This window comes from Labilibaculum sp. (assembly GCF_041595635.1).
Taxonomy (GTDB): domain Bacteria; phylum Bacteroidota; class Bacteroidia; order Bacteroidales; family Marinifilaceae; genus Labilibaculum.
On sequence record NZ_JBFHJW010000014.1, the window covers coordinates 26,303 to 47,870 of the forward strand.

Annotated in this window: 17 protein-coding genes; 9 read left to right on the forward strand and 8 right to left on the reverse strand. The window is 35.7% G+C overall.

The window, feature by feature from the left end:
- Window positions 1-9: 9 nt before the first annotated feature.
- From ABYT26_RS06150 to ABYT26_RS06165, 4 genes are read right to left on the reverse strand one after another with little or no spacing between them, the layout of a single operon-like run.
- Entirely contained in the window at window positions 10-2,127 is a 2,118-nt protein-coding gene (locus ABYT26_RS06150; RefSeq protein WP_372752016.1) for a penicillin-binding protein, read from the reverse strand.
- Window positions 2,127-2,507 carry an FtsL-like putative cell division protein gene (locus ABYT26_RS06155; protein WP_372752017.1) on the reverse strand — a complete coding sequence of 127 codons (381 nt, stop codon included), beginning with the start codon at window positions 2,505-2,507 and terminating at the stop codon, window positions 2,127-2,129. The genes ABYT26_RS06150 and ABYT26_RS06155 overlap by 1 nt, the downstream gene beginning before the upstream one ends.
- A 3-nt stretch (window positions 2,508-2,510) precedes the next feature.
- On the reverse strand, window positions 2,511-3,416 hold the full coding sequence (gene rsmH / locus ABYT26_RS06160) for a 16S rRNA (cytosine(1402)-N(4))-methyltransferase RsmH (protein WP_372752018.1): 906 nt from the start codon (window positions 3,414-3,416) through the stop codon (window positions 2,511-2,513).
- A 57-nt stretch (window positions 3,417-3,473) separates the two neighbouring features.
- Window positions 3,474-3,935 (reverse strand): division/cell wall cluster transcriptional repressor MraZ, encoded by a 462-nt coding sequence (locus ABYT26_RS06165; protein WP_372752019.1) that lies wholly within the window; start codon window positions 3,933-3,935, stop codon window positions 3,474-3,476.
- A gap of 208 nt (window positions 3,936-4,143) precedes the next feature.
- Between ABYT26_RS06165 and ABYT26_RS06170 the strand changes: the two genes are divergently transcribed.
- Entirely contained in the window at window positions 4,144-4,980 is an 837-nt protein-coding gene (locus ABYT26_RS06170; protein WP_372752020.1) for a 1-acyl-sn-glycerol-3-phosphate acyltransferase, read from the forward strand.
- Window positions 4,981-5,127: 147 nt separating this feature from the next.
- A complete protein-coding gene (locus ABYT26_RS06175) occupies window positions 5,128-6,108 on the forward strand; it encodes a GNAT family N-acetyltransferase (protein WP_372752021.1) in 981 nt (326 codons plus the stop codon).
- Between the two features lie 90 nt (window positions 6,109-6,198).
- Here the strand turns inward: ABYT26_RS06175 and ABYT26_RS06180 are convergent, their stop codons facing one another.
- From ABYT26_RS06180 to ABYT26_RS06190, 3 genes are all read right to left on the reverse strand, one after another.
- Window positions 6,199-8,100 carry an amidophosphoribosyltransferase gene (locus tag ABYT26_RS06180; protein ID WP_372752022.1) on the reverse strand — a complete coding sequence of 634 codons (1,902 nt, stop codon included), beginning with the start codon at window positions 8,098-8,100 and terminating at the stop codon, window positions 6,199-6,201.
- Between the two features lie 38 nt (window positions 8,101-8,138).
- Entirely contained in the window at window positions 8,139-8,636 is a 498-nt protein-coding gene (locus ABYT26_RS06185; protein WP_372752023.1) for a hypothetical protein, read from the reverse strand.
- A gap of 74 nt (window positions 8,637-8,710) precedes the next feature.
- Window positions 8,711-9,544, reverse strand: a complete 834-nt coding sequence (locus tag ABYT26_RS06190; RefSeq protein WP_372752024.1) for a universal stress protein — start codon at window positions 9,542-9,544, stop codon at window positions 8,711-8,713.
- A 429-nt stretch (window positions 9,545-9,973) separates the two neighbouring features.
- Between ABYT26_RS06190 and miaB the strand changes: the two genes are divergently transcribed.
- The 5 genes from miaB (at window position 9,974) to ABYT26_RS06215 (ending at window position 18,084) form a co-directional block, all read left to right on the forward strand.
- A complete protein-coding gene (gene miaB, locus ABYT26_RS06195) occupies window positions 9,974-11,305 on the forward strand; it encodes a tRNA (N6-isopentenyl adenosine(37)-C2)-methylthiotransferase MiaB (RefSeq protein WP_372752025.1) in 1,332 nt (443 codons plus the stop codon).
- A gap of 121 nt (window positions 11,306-11,426) precedes the next feature.
- Window positions 11,427-11,945 carry a GNAT family N-acetyltransferase gene (locus ABYT26_RS06200; RefSeq protein WP_372752026.1) on the forward strand — a complete coding sequence of 173 codons (519 nt, stop codon included), beginning with the start codon at window positions 11,427-11,429 and terminating at the stop codon, window positions 11,943-11,945.
- 201 nt (window positions 11,946-12,146) lie between these two features.
- Window positions 12,147-15,389, forward strand: coding sequence for a S41 family peptidase (locus ABYT26_RS06205; RefSeq protein WP_372752027.1), 3,243 nt, complete (start codon window positions 12,147-12,149; stop codon window positions 15,387-15,389).
- A 275-nt stretch (window positions 15,390-15,664) separates the two neighbouring features.
- Window positions 15,665-16,675, forward strand: a complete 1,011-nt coding sequence (locus tag ABYT26_RS06210) for a hypothetical protein (RefSeq protein WP_372752028.1) — start codon at window positions 15,665-15,667, stop codon at window positions 16,673-16,675.
- A gap of 95 nt (window positions 16,676-16,770) precedes the next feature.
- Complete coding sequence (locus tag ABYT26_RS06215; RefSeq protein ID WP_372752029.1) at window positions 16,771-18,084, forward strand: alpha/beta hydrolase family protein; 1,314 nt, start codon at window positions 16,771-16,773, stop codon at window positions 18,082-18,084.
- A 539-nt stretch (window positions 18,085-18,623) separates the two neighbouring features.
- Here the strand turns inward: ABYT26_RS06215 and ABYT26_RS06220 are convergent.
- The gene (locus ABYT26_RS06220) at window positions 18,624-19,055 is read right to left on the reverse strand and encodes a hypothetical protein (RefSeq protein WP_372752030.1); all 432 of its coding nucleotides are present in this window, start codon (window positions 19,053-19,055) and stop codon (window positions 18,624-18,626) included.
- Window positions 19,056-19,196: 141 nt separating this feature from the next.
- On the opposite strand from ABYT26_RS06220, the gene ABYT26_RS06225 reads away from it, so the two are divergent.
- Together ABYT26_RS06225 and ABYT26_RS06230 are read left to right on the forward strand one after the other, a co-directional pair.
- The gene (locus ABYT26_RS06225; RefSeq protein WP_372752031.1) at window positions 19,197-20,801 is read left to right on the forward strand and encodes an ArnT family glycosyltransferase; all 1,605 of its coding nucleotides are present in this window, start codon (window positions 19,197-19,199) and stop codon (window positions 20,799-20,801) included.
- Window positions 20,802-20,811: 10 nt separating this feature from the next.
- Window positions 20,812-21,534 (forward strand): glycosyltransferase family 2 protein, encoded by a 723-nt coding sequence (locus ABYT26_RS06230; RefSeq protein ID WP_372752032.1) that lies wholly within the window; start codon window positions 20,812-20,814, stop codon window positions 21,532-21,534.
- Window positions 21,535-21,568: the final 34 nt, after the last annotated feature.

Sequence of the window (21,568 nt, forward strand, 5' to 3'; positions counted from 1 at the left end):
AGTCACTTTTTAAGATAAATCAATCCTAATCTGATCTCCCTTTTTAAAATAAGATCCTGGTCGAAGTGATTGTTTTGCTACAGATCCAAGGCCACTCGCTTTCACCTTGAGTCCTACATTTTCAAGTATATACAAAGCATCCTGAATTCCCATTCCTTTTACATTGGGAACCATAAACTTCTTTACTGTTCTGTATTTGTATTCTATAATTGAATCTTTTCGAGAAGTTATTACCCAATCGGAATCAATATCTTTATTGGCTACTTTAATATTTAAATTGTCGAAAACCTCATCAAGATCTTTTTTATATCCATTTAATGAAACCGGAACTTTAGGTTCCAAACTAGCTTCGTCTACCTTAATGGGATGCATGGAATAACTCATTGCATACACTTTATCGGCAATTGTTTTAAAAACGGGTCCTGCCACTTGATTTCCGTAAAACCCTTTGGTTTTATTGGGACGATTGATAACTACAATACATGAATACATGGGATCATCAGCAGGAAAATAGCCCACAAATGAAGCTTGGTAAACCTTTTCCTTATATCCCTTGTTCTTATCTGCAATTTGTGCTGTCCCTGTTTTCCCTGCAATGGTATAATTGTGATTACGCAGATTTCTAGCCGTTCCTCGTAACACAACACCTTCCAACATATTCCTCACATTCTTAAGTGTTTCACTCGAGCAAATTCTAGATTTCAAAACCTCTTTATCAAAAGTTTGAATCACATCTCCGTGATACCTCAATTCCTTTACAAACAAAGGCTTCATCATTTTACCATTATTCGCAATTGCATTATAAAATGTAAGTGTTTGTAATGGTGTTTGCTTCACAGCATACCCAATCGACATCCAGGGCAAAGAAACTCCCGACCATGATGGATCATCAGGATACCGTATACTAGGAACTCCTTCCCCTTTTATGGAGATTCCCAGTGGTTCGTTTAATCGAAATTCATAAAGACGATTAATAAAATATCTTGGCTTGTTCTTATAGTGATCGTTTACCAATTTTGATATCCCAACATTGGAAGACTTTTCAAAAGCTTCCTGTACGCTAATTTTTCCAAAGCCGCCTACATGAGAATCGCGCATTTTTTCCTTGTAGTAACTATACACACCATTTCCTGTATCCACCGAGTCCATTGGTCCCACATAACCATCCTCAAACAAGGCCATGATGGATGCCAATTTAAAAGTTGAACCCGGTTCAGTTGCTTCTCCAACAGCATAATTATAATCTTCTTTATAGGATTGTGATGACTTATCGAAACCCAAGTTAGCAATTGCTTTTATCGCACCAGTGTTCACTTCCATCAGCACAACCGAACCATGATCAGCATTATATTTTATCAACTGCTGCTCTAAAGCAGATTCAGCCACATCCTGATAGTTCACATCAATTGTTGTGATTAAGTCATTCCCATCCTTAGGTTCAACCAAATTAACAGGCAACCATCTGCCAGATAATTTTTGAATGATACTAATTCCATCAACACCTTTCAAATCACTTTCAAAAGCCCCTTCGATACCAACTTTTCCAACCTGTTCTCCTTGTTCCCCTTCCAATAAATAACCAATAGTTCTATTGGCTAGATTTAAATGAGGTTGAATCCTTCTGTTTTCCTGCAAACAGATCAATCCTCCTTTATTTTGTCCCAAACGAAAAATTGGAAAGGTCTTTATTTTTTTAAGTCCATTGTAGTTGATTTTTCTTCGATTGATCAAGAAATATCGATTTGATTTGGTTCTATATTTAGCTTTCCAAAGCATGTTCCGATATTCATATTCCGATTTATCCTTAAAAAATCGCGACAAACAAAGTGCTAAGGAGTCTACATCAGAACGAAACAAAGAATCGGTTAAACCGGCGGCACGAAAATCCATCCTGAGTTCATAGTAAGGCAATGAGCTCGCCAAAAGTCGTCCATCATCGGCACAAATATCTCCGCGGTTAGCTTGTACAATCACATCACGTTGCGAAAGAGATTGTGCTTTACTTCGCCACTTATCTCCTTCGAACAATTGCAGGGCAACAACTCTTCCAACAATGAGTATTGCAACAATCATTACCAAGGTATAGATTGCTCCAACCCGCCATATGATATCTTTTTTTATCTGCACTACTTTTTTAAATATATTTTAATTGGAGGCTCGGTAGATTCAACTAAATCGAGTCCTTCACTTTTCACACGTTTTACTACTTCCGATTGTTTACTCATGTACATTAAATCAGAGGCTGTTGTTATTGATTCAAATCGCAATTCTTTCAACTCTTTCTCCAAGCCAACCATATCACGATAAACCCGCTCGGAATGATAACGATTACTGATGTAAAAAATACCAAGAACCACTAAGAAAATAATAAAAGGCAATTGTTGAACCACCTCTGTCTTCGTTAAAATACTCCCATCAATAACATCCTTGATTGAACCTGAAGAAATCTCTTTCAGCTCCTCACTAGGCTTGATAAATTCGTTGTATTTTTTTCGAAATTTAAACATCAATTATTTTACTTTAGGTTGAGCAATTCGAAGCTTTGCGCTCCGAGCTCGTCCATTTAACTCTATTTCATTTTCATCTGGAAGAATTACCTTTCGGTTTACAGCTAAAAGTGGTGTTTGAACATTTCCAAAGAAATCTTTCTCTGCACTCCCCTCAAATTTTCCATCGCGAATAAAATTCTTCACCAATCTATCTTCTAAAGAATGGTAAGTAATCACCACCAATCTACCATCAGGTTTCAAAACATCCGCAGATTGCATTAGCATTTCTTTCAAAACATCCATTTCCTGATTTACCTCGATTCGGATAGCCTGAAACACCTGCGCCAAATATTTATGCTCTTTAAACTTTGGGGTACAGGGAGCAATAACTTCTTTAAAATCCTGAATTGTAGAGAACTGATTTTCTTTTCGATGATTCTCGATTAAACGAACTAGTTTTCCTGGATTTTTAACTTCTCCATAATATTTAAAGATCCGAAACAAATCCTCTGCGGAATATTCATTCAATAAATCAGCAGCTGTAAAACCCGAATCCTGATTCATTCTCATATCCAATTCGCCATCAAAACGAAAAGAGAACCCTCGTTCAGCAACATCAAATTCGTGAGAAGAAACCCCAAGATCGGCCAAAATCCCATCAACTTTAGGGTAGCCTAAATATTTTATGAAATTTTTAAAATATCTGAAATTATGCCGAACAAAAATAAATCGATCGTCCTTAGGTACATTATTTTCCGCATCAACATCCTGATCAAAACCAATTAACTTCCCTGTTGTAAGGTGTTTTAAAATTTCTCTTGAATGTCCTCCTCCTCCAAAAGTAAGATCCACATAGATCCCATCTGGCTTAATATTCAACCCATCAATACTCTCTCCAAGCAAAACTGGAACATGATATGTACTCATTTTTTTATCTTTTAATTGTAGCACAAAGAAACAACAATCAATACTCCTATTCAACAATTACTCATCATTTGAATCGCCACCTAAGATCTCATCCGCCATATTGCTAAATCCCTCTTGTCCCAGAGCAGATTTTTCGTATGCTTCGGTATCCCAAATTTCTATTTTCCCATCTTGTCCTGCTAAGGTCAGATCTTTTGAAAAACCAGCAAACTCATAAAATTTTTTAGGAATCAGAATTCGTCCATTTCCATCGATTAAAACTTCAGCTGTGCCTCTGAAAAACTCACGTAAGAATCCCGCATGTTTCTTATTAAATGGATTTACCTTTGCTCTCACAAGTTCAGTTTGCTTTTCCCATTCTGAAATAGAGTAGAGATCTAAGCATTTTTCGTACAAATTTTTCCGCAAAACACAGCGACTCTCCGAACCTCCATTTAGGAGTTTCCGAAAGGAAGAAGGCAGTAAAACCCGCCCTTTAGCATCCATTCTACAAGGATAATCGCCTATAAATGTTATCATTGGAAAAATTAATTTACAATTGTAAAATTAGAGAAAATTTTACCCACTTTCAACCACATCCTCCCACTTTTATGGTTTTGTTAATAACTTTTCCCACTTTATTCAACTAATTATTATTCAAGCATATCGATATTGATGAAAAAAGGAAGGATATGAATGCGAGAAAATTGCGATATTTGCAAGCAGGATTAACCCATTTTAGAATTTTATGCAAAAAGAAAACACAAGCGAAGACTATTTAAAAATTGACATCGAAAAAGTTTTTGCAAGCAAAAGTGAGAAGGTTTCAAAGCTACTTCCTGGATTTATCATCCGCTACCTAAAAGGAATCATTCATCAAGAAGAGCTCAACGAATTTTTATCGAAAAACTACCAAAAACAAGGTATAGAATTCGCTGATAGTGTTCTACAGGAACTTGACATTACTTTTGAAATTAAAGGACTTGAAAACATCGAGCAAGACGGACGATACATATTTGCATCCAATCATCCTCTGGGTGGTCCTGATGGCATTATACTAATCAGTATTTTTGGAAAATATTTTCCAAGAATCAGATTCTTCGTAAACGACATTCTGATGAATATAAAGAATTTATCAGATGTGTTTGTTCCAATCAACAAGCATGGAGGGCAGGCCAAAGAAGCTGCCATAATAATTGAAGCAGCCTACCAATCGGACGCAACAATACTTACTTTCCCAGCAGGACTAGTCTCTCGCAAACAAAAAGGCATCATTAAAGATTTGGATTGGAAAAAAAGTTTTATCGCGAAAGCTAAAAAACATAAACGCGATATTGTTCCCATTCATATCGATGGTCGAAACTCTAATTTTTTCTACAACCTTGCGAATCTTAGGAAGTTTCTTCGAATAAAATCTAATTTGGAAATGTTATATTTGCCTAATGAATTATTCAAACAGCGAGGAAAAAAATTCACTGTTACCATTGGCAAACCTATCCCATATCAAACCTTTGACAAAAGTCTCTCGTACGATAAATGGGCTGAAAAAATAAAAAAGGAAACTTACAAATTGACGGATCAATAATATTCTCAATATGAAAATTCTATGCATTTCATCAAATTTTTAATGCTAAGTTTGTCATTATTACCCATAATGTAAGTATTTTTGCTCTTCGATTTTAGTAAAAAACCAAGTAATTTAATAACCCTCACAAAAGGACCAATAAACTTAATGATGAAAGAAATTATTCCCCCTGTATCGCGAGAGGAACTTGAAAAGGAGCTTACAGAAGAAAGATTTGTACGCAAAACCAACAAGGGATCGAATGAAATCTACTGCTTTACTCATCAAGATTCTCCGAATTTAATGAGAGAAGTTGGCCGATTACGTGAAATAACCTTCCGTAAAGCTGGTGGAGGTACAGGTAAAGAAATTGACATTGATGATTTTGATTTGGATGAAAAACCTTACCATCAATTAATTGTTTGGGATCCTAAAGCAAAAGAAATCCTTGGAGGATACCGTTATATTTTATGCAAAGATGCTCCTCGTGATGCGAATGGAGATATTTATTTGGCAACTTCCCGATTATTTAACTTTTCTGATAAATTCAAAAAAGAATACATGCCACATATGATTGAACTTGGCCGTTCTTTTGTTCAGCCAGAATATCAATCAATCAGAAAAGGTCGTAAAAGTTTGTACGCATTAGATAATTTATGGGATGGACTAGGAGCCTTGATTGTTGACTATCCTGAAATTAAATATTTCTTTGGCAAGGTAACAATGTATCCCGATTACAATCGTGATGCTCGTAATCACATTCTATATTTCATGAACAAGATGTTTAGCGATCCAGAAAAGCTAGCCACTCCAACAATACCTTTGATCACGAATATGGACACAGAGCAATTGAGTAAAGACTTCTGCAAAGATAGCTTCGAGGAAAACTATAAAGTTTTATCGCAGAACGTTCGTAAAAATGGAGAAAATGTTCCTCCTCTTATCAATGCTTACATGGGACTATCGCCTACAATGAAATGCTTTGGAACGGCTATAAACACTCACTTTGGAGATGTTGAGGAAACAGGAATCATGATTACCATTGCAGATGTTTACGAAAACAAGAAAGACAGACACATATCCTCTTATCTTTCTTTGCTACACATCAAATTCCCTAAAAGAAAGTTAAATATTTTCAAAAAGAAATAAATTCAAAAGCATCCCACACTGGATGCTTTTTTCAAAAAAAAAGAAACCCGTCTTTTGCAAGACGGGTTTTTAACTTATATAAAATTCTTATTAGTAAGACCTCTTATCCTTTCCTTCGCAATAGTTAATGAATGAAGTATTAACCACTTTATTTCCCCCTGGCGTTGGATAATTTCCTGTAAAATACCAATCACCTGTATTCTCAGGACAAGCTGAATGAAGATTATCAACAGTTTGATAAACAATATTCACCTCAGCATCCATCACTTCTGGAGTTAGTAAAACAGCAATTTTATCTGAAATTTCCTCTGGCGTAAACGGCTTATAAATCTCTTTCACATAGTTTACAACCTCTTCCTTAGGCAAATTTTCCTGCGCTTTACACTTCCTATAGGTCTCCTCGATAATACTCTCCATACCCTGTTCCTTTAACATGGCAATTGCAGCATTAAACGCAATAAATTCTCCCATACGAGTCATATCAATTCCATAACAATCGGGGTAACGAATTTGAGGCGCAGAAGACACAATAACAATTTTTTTAGGATGAAGGCGATCTAAAATTCGCAGAATACTTTGTTTTAGAGTTGTTCCCCTCACAATTGAATCATCAATAACAACCAAATTATCCTCTTGATTTTTAACAATTCCATAAGTAACATCATAAACATGCCCCACTAAATCATCACGCCCTTCATCATTCGATATGAAAGTTCTCATTTTCACATCCTTAATAGCAATTTTCTCAACCCTTGGCTCAACCGAGATAATTTCCTGAAGTTTTTCCTCAGTCCAGCTTCCATTCAGTTCATGAATTTGTTGTTTTTTAAGCTCCGTCAGATGCTTTCTCACCCCTTCCATCATTCCATAAAATGCAGTCTCGGCAGTATTAGGAATAAATGAAAATACCGTATTCTTAACATCATGACCAACAGATTCTAAAATGGCAGGAGTCAACAATTCGCCCAATTTTTTTCTTTCTTTATAGATATCCTTATCACTTCCTCTGGAAAAATAAATTCTCTCAAACGAACATGATCTTCTCTTCTGAGCAACCCTTACTGGCACCTCTGCAACCTCGCCATCTTTCTTTACAATCACGGCATTTCCAGGAGCTATCTCTTTAATCGTATTGGCACGAACATTTAAAGCCGTTTGAATAACTGGTCGCTCCGAGGCTACTACTACAATTTCATCATCCTGATAATAGTATGCCGGGCGAATTCCCCAAGGGTCTCGCATCACGAAAGAGTCTCCATGACCAAACATTCCTGCAATAGAATATCCTCCATCCCAATCTCTACTGGCGCCAGAAAGAATTTTCTGAATATCAATATTTTTTTCTATTTGTGGCGAAATTTCCCGATTCGATAAACCATCATTTTTATATTGGCGAAACAACATCTGATTTTCCTCATCTAAATAATGGCCCACTTTTTCGAGTATTGTAACAGTATCAGTATAATTTTTGGGATGTTGACCTAAACCTACTAACAAATCAAAAAGCTCATCAACATTGGTCAGGTTAAAATTTCCCGCCAATACTAAATTTCTCGATTTCCAGTTATTTTCTCTCATTACAGGATGAACAAAATCAATACTATTTCGTCCAAAGGTTCCATAACGAAGATGACCTAGATATACTTCACCAGCATATGGCAGATTTTCTTTCGCCCAAACTGGATCATTAAATTTTTCTGGATATTTTGCCTCAGCATCTGCAAGCTCCTTATAAACATTCTCAAAAACCTCCTTTATTGGCTGATCACTACATGAGCGCTCTCTATAAATGTATTTATTTCCAGGAGGCACATCCAATTTTAATCCAACAACTCCAGCTCCTTCCTGTCCTCGATTGTGTTGTTTTTCCATCAATAGATAGAGCTTTTGAATACCATATCTCCAAGATCCATATTTTTCCTGATAGTACTCAAGAGGCTTTAGCAATCGAATCATTGCTATCCCGCACTCGTGCTTTAGTTGGTCACTCATTCCTTAACTGCTTAAATGGTTATTTAGTTTGTATCATTTTAATTATCATCTTCCTCCAAAACAACATTCTCAAACTCCCGCTCGATGGGTTCTAATTCAGAAAATAAAATATAAGTTTTCACCGGATAAGAATTCGGAAAAAACTGTAAACAAGCTTTATCAAGCTCGATGGACTCAATCTTACTACGGAAGTTTCCAACATAGACTCTAAAATCGGGTGCTTTATAAACAACATAAGCCCTTTCTTCGGGAAACAACTCATTAAATTCTCCTTTAATCTGAAATGCTTTTTCCCTATCAGTACTTCCTCCTGAAAAAATCTGAATTCTATATCCTGAAAACCCCGCATTACTAGTATTAATCATTTTATCCGTTTCAAGTAATTCTTTGATTCGAACATCCTGAATAATATTAACTTTTCCTGGGGAATTGATATTTTTCCCTTGACTCAATACTTCATTCTGCCCAACCTGAGCATTTGATGAGACTATTGATAGAATAAAAAAAGATAAAATTACTAATTTAACGTACTGCATTTTTTAAATTTATCAACACCTTTAAAAAAGCTATGCTTTTATGATGTCTGTTTTTATTGATACTTTATTCCAATTTACTTATTAGGAACACATAAAATCGGAATTTCGGAACTATTAACCATTTGTTGAGCATAAGAACCAAAAAACATACTAATTGGACTCTCAGCTTGCTGTGTCATAACTGCTATTAAATTCGCTTCTACTTCGCGTGCATATTCTAAAGATGAAAGCGTATTATTCTCTCCTTTCCGAAGGCTTTTCACACAACTTATATTTCCTTCTATGAAGAAATCTTCAGCTTGCTTCATGTAATGTTCAATTTTACCAATCACATTGGCATCTGCGCTTTCATGAACCCCCAAAATATGAACTTTCGCGTTACATTTATTGGCAATTTCAGCAACAAAAGGAATTTTTTTCCTTGTTTCAGCACTTGCGTCAATTGGCATCACAATTGTTTTCAATTGTTTCTGAGACAATTCATTTTGCACAGTAATAACAGGACAACTAGCATTGTTCACTACTTTAAAAGCATTGCTTCCAATAAAAAACTCTTCAAATCCAGAAGCTCCATAAGCTCCCATTACAATCATATAGGCATCGCCATATTTTGCTTGATTAACGATCTCTCTGTAAACACTTCCTGTTCTTATTTTAAAATCAAAAACTCCATTCTTGACATAATAATCAGAAGAATGAAGTTCAATTAATTTCTCAAAATATTCCTGAACAGTATGAATGATTTCATTTTTCAACTCTTCGAAATGAAAGGGAATTTGAAACTTTTCGGATTTTTGCACGTGAATCATCCTCAAATGGCAACCTAATTTATTTGCCAAAAAAATACCAAAGCTCAATGCTTTGAGTGAATCACCAGAAAAATCTACTGGAACTAAAATACGCTTCATGATGTCTACTTTTAGATTAACACTTTACAACCGTAATACAAGAACTATTCCTGATTTGCCACAATCAATCGTTAAAACAGGATATTAAAAGAGGTTATATTTCACAAACACACTCTTTATCAAGCTCTTCTCAGACCCCTTATTTGCGGGGTAAAAATACACAAAATTATTTAGCAACAAACAGAATTTACAGACCAATATTAACTTATAGCTCCAATCATTAAATATTATTAAAACAGAGTTACTACTCCTCTAAAAGTACGAATTAATCCTCTAAACACCACCCCATTAGCAATCCTAAAAAGTAAGCTTAAACAAAATAATACCAATTCATTCTGCATACCAATTCTAAATCATCCATACGATATCTTGCCAATCAGTTTAGATAATATAACTTTGCAGCAAATTTAAAATAAGGGAAATACAAAAATGAGCACTAATAACAAAAAATTATTTTTGGAAACTTATGGTTGCCAAATGAATGTTGCTGATAGTGAAGTTGTAGCCTCGATTATGGAGCACGATGGTTTTGCAATTACTAAAACCCGCGAAGAAGCTGATTTAATTTTGGTTAATACTTGCTCGATTCGCGAAAATGCAGAAACCCGAGTTCGAGGTAGAGTGCAAGGATTTAGCGAACTAAAGAAAAAAAATCCTAAACTTTTAGTTGGCGTTATTGGCTGTATGGCCGAACGACTGGGAGAAAAGTTATTTGAAGAAGAAAAAAATGTAAATCTTGTTGTTGGTCCCGATGCTTATATGGATCTTCCTCTTTTGGTTCGAAAAGCCGAAAATGGAGAAAATGCCATCAATATAGAACTTTCATTAACCGAAACATACAAAGATATTTGCCCTTCAAGAATTGATGAAACTTCTATTTCTGGTTTTGTTTCAATAATGCGCGGCTGCAATAATTTTTGCACCTACTGTATAGTTCCCTATACCCGAGGAAGAGAAAGAAGCAGAAATCCTGAAAGCATTTTAAAAGAGGTAAAAGATTTGGCGGATAAAGGGTACAAAGAGGTAACTCTTCTCGGTCAAAACGTCAATTCCTTCTCCTATAAAAATTCAGTGAATCAGGTTTCATTCCCTGAGCTCCTAGAGATGGTTGCCGTATCGGTTCCTAACATGCGAATTCGATTTGCAACTTCGCATCCTAAAGACATGAGTGATGACACCTTACATGTGATTGCCCGAAATAAAAACATCTGTAACTTCATTCACTTACCTGTGCAATCGGGAAGCGATTCTGTTCTTAAAAATATGCGCCGGAAATATACTCAGGAATGGTACAAAAGTAAAATTGAAGCCATCCGAAAAATCATTCCAGACTGTGGCCTTTCTTCAGATATTTTTTGTGGATTCTACAACGAAAGTGATGAAGATTTCAACGAAACCATTGAGCTAATGAAATGGGCAAAATACGACTTGGCTTACATGTTTAAATATTCGGAACGTCCGGGAACATATGCATATAAAAACATGAAGGACAATATTCCTGAAACTGTCAAGCAAAAACGTTTAGAACAAATGATCGAATTACAAAACCAAATTTCTCTGGAAAACAACCAAGGTGATCTTGGAAAAGTTTTTGAAGTTTTGGTGGAAGGCATCTCGAAAAAATCCGATCAGGAAGTATATGGCAGAACCCAACAAAACAAGGTTGCAGTATTCCCTAAAAAAGATTATAAAGTTGGCGATTTTGTAAATGTTTTAATTAAAAGTTGCACCAAAGCAACCCTTATCGGAGAGGCAGTATAAACTACCAAATAGCATTGCAATCCAGAAAATATTGAATCAATTTTTCCCGTTCAATTGATTCAGCATTTTCTGGACTTTTTTATCTCTTTTTCATTAACTTTATTTCTTTAAAAAGAGAAGCATGAAAATTACGATTCGCCCAGAAAATAAAAATGACTATAAAAACATCTCCCTAATTAACGACATGGCTTTCGGGCAAGAAAATGAAGGTTTGTTCGTTGAGAAAATCCGAAGCAATAAAAAATTTCAGTCCAACCTTTCTTTAGTCGCCTGCATGGGAAATGAGATTGTTGGGCACATTTTATTCTTCCCAATCGAGATTATTTCCGAAACAAATCAATTTGAAACTCTAGCATTAGCCCCAATGTCGGTAATTCCAGAATTACAAGAATTAGGAATTGGCTCCCAATTGGTGGAAAAAGGATTGGCAAAAGCAAAAAAAATGGGCTACACTTCTGTGATTGTCCTTGGACATGCTAAGTTCTACACGAAATTTGGTTTTACTCCGGCTTCTCAATTCAATATTTCCTCTTCTTTTAAGGTCCCTGATGAAAATTTTATGGCATTAGAATTGAAAAAAGAAGCTCTCCAAAAACTTTCAGGATGTGTTTCATATCCTAAAGAATTTGATGAACTATAAGTAAAAATATCAAGTCCGAAAACGAACATCATACTGTTCACTTGTGAACAGTGGTAATTTCTTAAAAATTAGCCGCCAAAAGCAAAACATCAACATTTCAAGTGCTTACTAATTTTGGTATAAATTATGTTACAACACTCGAATTGTTAGTATCTTTCAAAGAAATTGTAGCACCTAAATTTTAACGCAATTCAATAAAACATGATTAAAAAGTTATTTTTCATCACCACATTTTTAATTGCCCTCGCACAAAGTCTTCTAGCTATAAATAATCCTTTGTGGCTTCGCTATCCTGCGATTTCACCAGATGGACAAAGTATAGTATTTGAATACGACGGCGATTTATTCACAATCCCTTCTGAAGGAGGAGATGCAATTGCCTTAACTAGCAATCAATCCTACGATTATCAGCCCATATGGTCACCAGATAGCAAGATGATTGCATTTGCCTCGGATCGATACGGTAATTTTGATATTTTCACCATGCCTGCCGCAGGAGGAGCTCCCAATAGAATTACCTTTAATTCAAATACAGAGACTCCCTCTAGTTTCAGCCCTGACGGACAAAATATTTTATTTTCATCGAACTTGAGTGATGATTATCAAAATGCGATGTTTCCCTCGAGTATATTACCAGAACTTTACAGCGTTTCTGTAAAAGGAGGAAAAGTATCTCAGATTTTGACTTCACCAGCTTTGGATGCAAGCTACAGCAAAAACATGGACTACATCCTTTATCGCGACAGCAAAGGATATGAAAATCATTGGCGCAAACACCACACTTCGTCGGTAACACGCGACATTTGGCTCTACGATGTAAAAAACAAAAAACACAGCATGTTTTCAACTTATGAAGGCGAAGATTTGTATCCTGTTTTCAATTCTGCCAATAATGAGATCTACTATTTATCCGAGAAATCGGGAAGTTTTAATGTATGGAAAGCACCAATCAACAACAAAACTCAACTCACGCAAATTAGTTCCTTTGAAAAGCATCCTGTTCGTTTTTTAAGCATCTCGAATGAGAATAAACTCTGCTATTCATGGAACGGTGAAATTTACACTCAGGAAGAAGGGAAAGAGCCAACAAAACTTGATGTTAAAATTACAAGCGATCGCAAAGAAAATGAAGTTAGCTACGAACAACTACGAAGTGGTGCTACTGAAATGAGTGTTTCGCCTAATGGAAAGGAAATTGCTTTTATTGTTCGAGGAGAAGTTTATGTAACATCAGTTGACTATGGAACAACCAAACGAATTACTAATACTCCTGAGCAAGAGCGTTCGGTAAGCTACAGTCCCGACGGAAAACATTTGCTTTACGCTTCGGAACGAAATGGCAGCTGGAACCTGTATCAAAGTTCAATAATTCGAGAAGAAGAAAGTCAATTCTCCAATTCAACTCTTTTAAAAGAGGAAGCTATATTAGAAGTACCGGCAGAAAGTTTTCAACCTAAATATTCGCCTGATGGCAAAGAAATTGCCTTTCTTGAAGATCGGGTCATTCTTAAAGTAATCAATTTAGAATCGAAAAAAGTACGAACCATTCTAGGAAAAAAATGGAACTACTCCTATTCCGATGGAGATCAGCATTACGATTGGTCGCCCGACGGAAAATGGTTTTTAGTAAACATCTATCCTCATACTCTTTTCATGACAGATGTTGCCTTGGTAGATGCTCAGGGAAATGAGAATGTAATTAATCTTAGCGAAAGCGGTTATAGTGATTCAGATCCAAAATGGTCGTTAAAAGGGAATGCTATGATTTGGTTCACCGACAAACGAGGATATCGTAGCCATGGAAGCTGGGGCTCTCAATCGGATGTGTACATTCAATTTTTTAACCAAAAAGCATTTGATGATTTTAAACTTACAAAAGAAGAAAGAGAGCTGAAAGAAGAGGCCGAAGAAGCTGCGAAAGAAGAGGAATCAGAAAAAAACAAGAAAAAAGACAAGAAAGACAAAAAGGATGAAGATAAAACAGAAGATTTGAAGATTGAATTTCCAGGAATGGAAGATCGTCAAATTTGCCTAACCATTAATCCTTCGAAACTTTCCGATGCTATTTTAACTCCTGATGGAAAAAAATTATTCTACTTAAGCAGATTTGAAGATGGATATGACCTTTGGGTAAATAATTTGGAAGAAAATGAAACAAAAAAAATACTTGATCTAAAAGGTGGAGGTGGTGCAATGCAATTCGATAAGGATGCTAAAAACCTATTTTTAATGTCGGGAAATAGCATTATTAAAGTAGAAGTTGCCTCGAACAAACGAAAAGATATTAGCTACACAGCCGAAATGTATTTAGACAAAGCCAAAGAGAGAGAATATCTTTTTGAACACGTTTGGCGTACCATGTTGAAGAAATTCTACGATCCTGAGATGCATCATATCAATTGGGAGTTTTACAAAGCAGAATACAAAAGATTTTTACCATACATAAACAACAATTACGACTTTGCCGAAATGCTCAGCGAATTGTTAGGAGAACTTAATGCATCTCATACTGGTTCTGGTTATCGTCCTAAACCTGAAAATTCAGATAAAACTGCACTTTTAGGAGCATTTTTCGATTGGAACTTTCAAGGTGATGGTTTACGTATAGCCGAAATTTTAGAAAAAGGACCTCTTCAACAAGCTGATTCAAAAATAAAAGTTGGAAGCATCATTGAAAAAATAGATGGACAAACAATTTCTAAAGATGAAAGCTATTACTCTTTACTCAATCATAAAGCTGGTAAAAAGGTACTACTTAGTTTGTATAACCCGTACACCAAGGAGAGATGGGAAGAAAGTATAAAACCAGTGTCGAGCATTTCCAACCTACTATATGAACGTTGGGTAAAAAAACGCCAGCAAGATTGTGAACGATTATCGAACGGAAGAGTTGGATATGTTCATGTGAGAGGAATGGATTCGCCAAGTTACCGTAAAGTCTATTCGGAAATGCTTGGAAAATATGGCGATTACGAAGCCATTATTGTCGACACTCGATTTAATGGTGGCGGTTGGCTTCACGATGATTTAGCCACTCTTTTAAGTGGAAACATCTACTCAACTCTTTCGCCCCGAGGTCAGGATTTTGGAACCGAACCTCGCACCAAATGGAAAAAGCCTTCGGCTGTTTTGGTGAGTGAAAGTAACTACTCTGACGCTTGTGCTTTCCCTTACGTTTATCAAACCTTACAACTAGGCAAACTTGTTGGAATGCCTGTTCCTGGAACCATGACTGCTGTTTGGTGGGAAACACTTCAAGACCAGTCCTTATATTTTGGTATGCCAATGGTCGGCGTGAAAGATACAAAAGGAAATTACATCGAAAATCAGCAAATTGAACCAGATATAAAAGTTCGCAACGACTACGAAAAAATCACCAAAGGTGAAGATCAGCAACTTGAAAAAGCTGTAGAATCTCTCCTAAATGAATTGAACAATAAATAGTCTTTCTAGTGAAAACCTATACCGAACGACTCTTAATTCAGAGAAGGTGTTTGGTAAGAGGTTCCATTGCTTTTTGAAATTAATGGCTGAAACCAATAAATATAAATGAAAGCTTTGATTCGCTTCAAACTTATAAGCTCGTTGGGTATTTACATCCTGTATTTAAACCCAACGGTTTTTTTATCATTTTTAAAAGTTTAAATTTTACTAACTTGATGGGCATTCAGCCAAAATCACCTTAATTAATAAAAGAGTCACAAAATAATAATTAACTTATGAAACGATGTATTTATCTGCTCCTACTCTTGATCATTTCGAAGGCAAATGCACAGGAGAATATCAATTACCAAAAACCATCATCAGAAATACTAGAACTTGTCGACGTTAGTCTTGCTCCTTCGGTGCTGATTGATGAAAATAAAGATTTTCTTATTCTCCGCTACCGGGATGCCTTTAAAACCATCGCTGAGCTTTCGGAAGAAGAATTACGTTTAGGTGGATTGCGAATCAATCCGAAAACGAATATTGGCAGCCGAACCAACTACTACAACAATCTAAAACTAATCAAACTAAAAAGTAAGAATTTAGTAGCTCAACAAATAGCAGGATTACCCGAAAATCCACGTTTAGCCAATTTCTCTTGGTCTCCAGATCAAAAGAAAATTGCATTTACGAACACCACAAACAAAGGAGTAGAGCTTTGGGTTCTCAATTTGCAAAACCTAAGCTCCAAAAAAATAAGTAATGCCAAAGTAAATGCCAATATGCACGACGTAATCAATTGGTTTGAAGATAGCAAATCATTATTGGTGAAAATGGTTTCTGAAGACAGAAGAGAACTAATCGACACCGAAAATTCAATTCCTACAGGCCCAACCATATCGATAAACGAAGGCAGTAAAGCCCAAAACAGAACCTATCAGGATTTGCTAAAAAATAAAAATGACGAATACAATTTTGAGCAATTGGCACTCTCCGATCTGTACAAGATATCCATAGATGGCAGTCAGGAAAAATGGTTAGATGGAGCAATGTACGAAGGAATTAGTTTCTCTCCCGATGGCAATTATGTAATGATAACAACTATCGAAAAACCATTTTCCTACCTAGTCCCTTACGGTCGATTTCCATCCAAAACTAACATTTATTCAAGTACTGGAAAAATGATTCAAACCGTACTGGAAGTTCCCTTAATTGAAGAATTACCAAAAGGTTTTATGGCCGAAAGAACAGGTCGCCGAGATTTATCCTGGCGCGATGACAAGCCAGCCTCACTTATTTTGTAGAAGCTTTAGATGGTGGCGATCCGGAAAACGAGGTTGATTTCCGAGATGAAATATTTGAACTGCAAGCTCCTTTCAATGGGACTCCGAAAAGCATAATGAAAACCATTAACCGTTTCTACACCATTAATTGGGGAACAGATGATATAGCTATTGCAATGGATTATTGGAGGAATGATCGAAATACAAAAACTTATCTCTTTAATCCTTCTGATGCCAGCCAGAAAGCTAAAATAATTTCAGACCGGAACTATCAAGATCGATATAACGATCCAGGGAATTTTGTTTTTCAAAGAAATAAATTTGGAAACAATGTACTGGCTTTAGATGGAGATAATGCTTTCCTAATCGGAGATGGATTTTCAGATAATGGTCAATACCCTTTTCTTGACAAACTGAATTTAAAGAATCAGAAAAAAGAACGTTTGTATCAATCGACCTATGAAAAAAAGCTTGAAGACTTACGAGATTTTAATCCTTCTAGTCAAAAATTATTGGTTCGTATTGAATCAAAAACGGATTATCCAAACTACTATTTTCGTGATCTGAAAAAGAATGATATTCAACAGCTCACCAAATTTGAAAATCCGTTTAAAAGCATTCAAAATGTGCACAAAGAAGTGTTGAATTACAAACGAAAAGATGGACTAGAACTTTCTGGCACTTTATATCTTCCTGTTGGATACGATATGAATAAAAAAGAAAAAATGCCCATGATTCTATGGGCTTATCCAAGAGAATTTAAAGACAAGACAAGCGCCTCTCAGAATACGCAGAATCCAAATGAATTCACCTATCCATTCTGGGCATCACCTATTTATTGGGTAACAAAAGGCTATGTTGTTTTAGACGATGCCTCCTTCCCCATTGTTGGTGAAGGAGATACGGAACCAAACGATTTATTTCGAAAACAATTGGTTTCAAATGCTAAAGCTGCCATTGATGCTGTTGATAGCCTAGGGTACATTGATAGAAACAAGGTTGCCGTTGGAGGACACAGCTATGGCGCTTTCATGGTTGCCAACCTACTTAGTCATTGCGATTTGTTTGCTGCAGGAATCGCTCGTAGTGGTGCTTATAACCGAACATTAACTCCTTTCGGATTTCAAAGCGAAGAACGTTCCTATTGGGATGCCCCTGAAGTTTACTACAAAATGTCGCCTTTTATGCATGCCGACAAAATGAAAACGCCCCTTCTTTTGATTCATGGAGAAGCAGATAACAATTCGGGAACCTATCCAATGCAAAGCGAACGTTACTTCAATGCCTTAAAAGGATTAGGAGCTAATGTACGATTAGTGATTTTCCCTAAAGAGAGTCATAGCTACCGAGCCAAAGAAAGTATTCTTCACATGTTGTGGGAACAAGATCAATGGCTGGAGAAATACGTAAAAAACCGAAAAGTAGAATAAGCTTATCACAATAAGCTAAAAAGGGAATCCATTACGAATGGATTCCCTTTTTTTTATAAAAGTTTTCCTTCTCCATTTGTAAATTTGAATTGCAAATAAACAGCACAATCCGTCAAATGAATATCGAAATTATTTTCGAAAATTATTGCCACAAAAACTCAATAAATTAGGCCCCAATAGCTTTGAAAAGGTGACCAAAACACCTCATCGATAAGAAGATGTATTGATTTTAACTGAATAACACTAGGCTACACTATAACAGAAATTTTGTCCCTTTCTCTGAAAAAATCAAATCGTAAATCTACCTTCTAAAGAAGAAAGAGAATTCCTTATTTTATATACTTTATTTAGAAAAATTAATTCCACTATCAATCAATAAAATTATCAATAACGGAAATTTACTCGCAATTAAAAAAATCAAAATCAGTTTAACTGCAGGTAAAAACTCTGAGTTGACACACTCAAAAACTACGAAATAAGATACTCTTTTAATCAAAGTTATTATTCAAAACAACAAAAAGTAGTTTTTCAAGCGATGCTTATTTAAATAATCGAAGTTGTCGGAAGCCCAAAACAAACAGGGCAAATAATTTCACGATTTCCATGAGCACATACATATGGTGAACCGAATTTTCTTCTGGCACCATTCCCTGCATAATCAACTGGGCATGTTCATTTAACTCTGGCAATAAATAACCAGACTGCGCCACAACAAAAGTAAAAATAGTTAAGCCTGTTACCACTACCACTTTATCGGCATAGTAGATGAAGATATAAACCAAAAGAGCCGCACTAAAAATACGTTCTACCATATTTAATGCACCAAACACATGTGTTCCCACATCCAATCCTGTTGGAAGATCCAAAGACACAGCCCGAAACTTAACCCAAGCTTCCATAAAACTAATTGCCAATAAAAAGCCGATCCAAATAAAGGTCAGCACAAATCCAAATTTTGCTATTCTACTCATAACTTTCTCTTATTTTGAAAGATTAAAAATAAGAAAAGCAATCCAATTTCCTTTTCTTTATCAATACATTATTCAAAAAAAAGAGAGACGAACAGCTAAATTCCAAGCAGAACATTAATTTTGCATAAAAGTACAAAGCCAATGAACAAGAACATCTTATCAATAACAAATTCTGAAAAGAGAAGTTTGATTATTTACCTACTCACTTTAACTTGTGTTTTTGCGTTCTCGTATTCAGCTATTTATGATTCCAAAGTAGATACGAACGGCGACAATGCTGGCTACTATATTCTTGCAAAATCCATTGCCACTGGCAAAGGCTACACAAACATACACAAGCCCAACGAAAGTGCCGCCAACCATCTTCCTCCGGGATATCCAGCCATAGTAAGTCTTGTATTCAAAACATTGGGTTACAAAATTGGTATGGTTAAAATAACCAACGGTATTCTTTTTCTACTCAGCATTTTTACACTATTCTTCCTTTTTAAAGACTTAAGCGGCAACAAACAACTTTCCTTTGCAGTAAGTTTGATTGTGCTTTTGAATACACATTTCCTTCGCTTTTCAACCATGATGATGAGCGAAATTCCCTTTCTGCTTTTTTCTAGCCTATGTTTATTGGTATTCATCCGATTAAACTTGAAAAAGTCACCCTTCTCGAATTCTCAATTCTACCTTTTTTTGCTTCTGTTAGGAGCTTCGTTCTATATTCGAACAGCAGGAATAGCCTTGGCAGTAGGATCTTGCGCCATTTTACTCTTCAATAAAAACTACAAATACCTAATTTCCACCATGGCTGGATTCATTCTCTTGGTTGCTCCCTGGCAGATTCGAAGTCATTTTCTGGGTGGAAATTCTTACCTGCAACAACTCGTCCAAAAAAACCCATATCGACCAGAATTAGGACAAATGGATCTGACAGATTGGGTGCAGCGATTTCTTATCAATACAAAACGCTACCTCATTCACGAAATTCCCAACGCCTGCTTTCCATTCAAAGAAATTAACTATCACAGCGAAATAAACAGTTTAAATTGGCTGATGGGAATTAGCATTCTTGCTCTTATTCTATTTGGTTTGTTTCAAATCAAAAAACACAGAATGCTTCTCATTATGTACTTGGCAGCCAATTTTGGCATTTTGTTGCTATGGCCAGAAGTGTGGTATGGTGTGCGATTCATTTTACCCATTGTTCCTATTTTGCTTCTGCTCGTTTGCCTTGGCTTACTAAATCTTTCTAAAAAACTACTCATTACGTTTTTTAAACGATCTGAAAAAACAGAAGCTCTTATTCCATATTTTTGGACGATTCTTATTGTTCTTTTGTGTTTTAATCAGTTACGTATGATTCACATACGAGCAAAAATGCCTTATCCTGTAAATTACAACAACTACCTTTTTATCGCTAAATGGAGCAAAAAAAACACACCTGAAGAAGCCATCTTCTGTTGTCGAAAAGAACAATTGTTCTATCTATTTTCTAATCGGAAAGTTGTTCGTTACAAAAGTAGCTTGCAGCCTAATGAAGTCATAGAGGATCTTATAAAAAATAAAGTTGATTACGTAGTTTTGGATCAACTGGGCTTTTTGTCTACTCGCAGATATTTATATCCTGCCATCCAAAAATACCCACAGAATTTCCAGTTAATCAATCACCAAGAAAATCCAGACACTTACCTATTCAAATTCGATCCTGAAGTAAAAATGCAAAGCGATTCCCTTCAAAAACAGGTTCTCATTTAAAAACAAAAGCATGAATATTTCTCAATTATCCATTATTATTCCTGCTTTTAACGAAGCTGATCACATCTTTGAAATTCTCCAACGGATTAATCAGGTACAGTTAATTAATCAACTAGGAAAAGAAATCATTATCATTGATGACAAATCGACCGACAATACTATTTCGGAGATTACACGCTTTCAAAAACTAAAGCCAAACCTCAATATCACAGTTTATCAACAACCTGTTAATAAAGGCAAAGGTGCAGCCATTCACAAAGGCATTGAATTGGCAAAAGGCGATTACATTATTATTCAGGATGCTGATTTAGAATACGATCCAGAAGAATACAACCTATTATTAAAACCTATTTTTAAAGCCAAGGCCGATGTTGTTTACGGATCGAGATTTATAGGAGGAAATCCGCATCGTATTCTGTTTTTCTGGCATTCCATTGGTAATAAATTCTTAACTATGCTTTCCAATGTCTTTTCGGATTTTAACCTTACCGATATGGAAACCTGTTACAAACTTTTTCGAACAGACCTACTTAAAAAAATCCCCTTACAGGAAAAAAGATTTGGTTTTGAACCAGAGGTTACTGCAAAAATATCTCGAATAGAGAAGATTAAACTCTACGAGGTGGGTATTTCTTACTATGGAAGAACCTACAATGAAGGAAAAAAAATCAACTGGCAAGATGGTTTACGGGCCATTTACTGCATTCTAAAGTATGGCATGCTTAAAATGTAAGACACATTAAAAAAACCTCTTACTTCTAATCTGC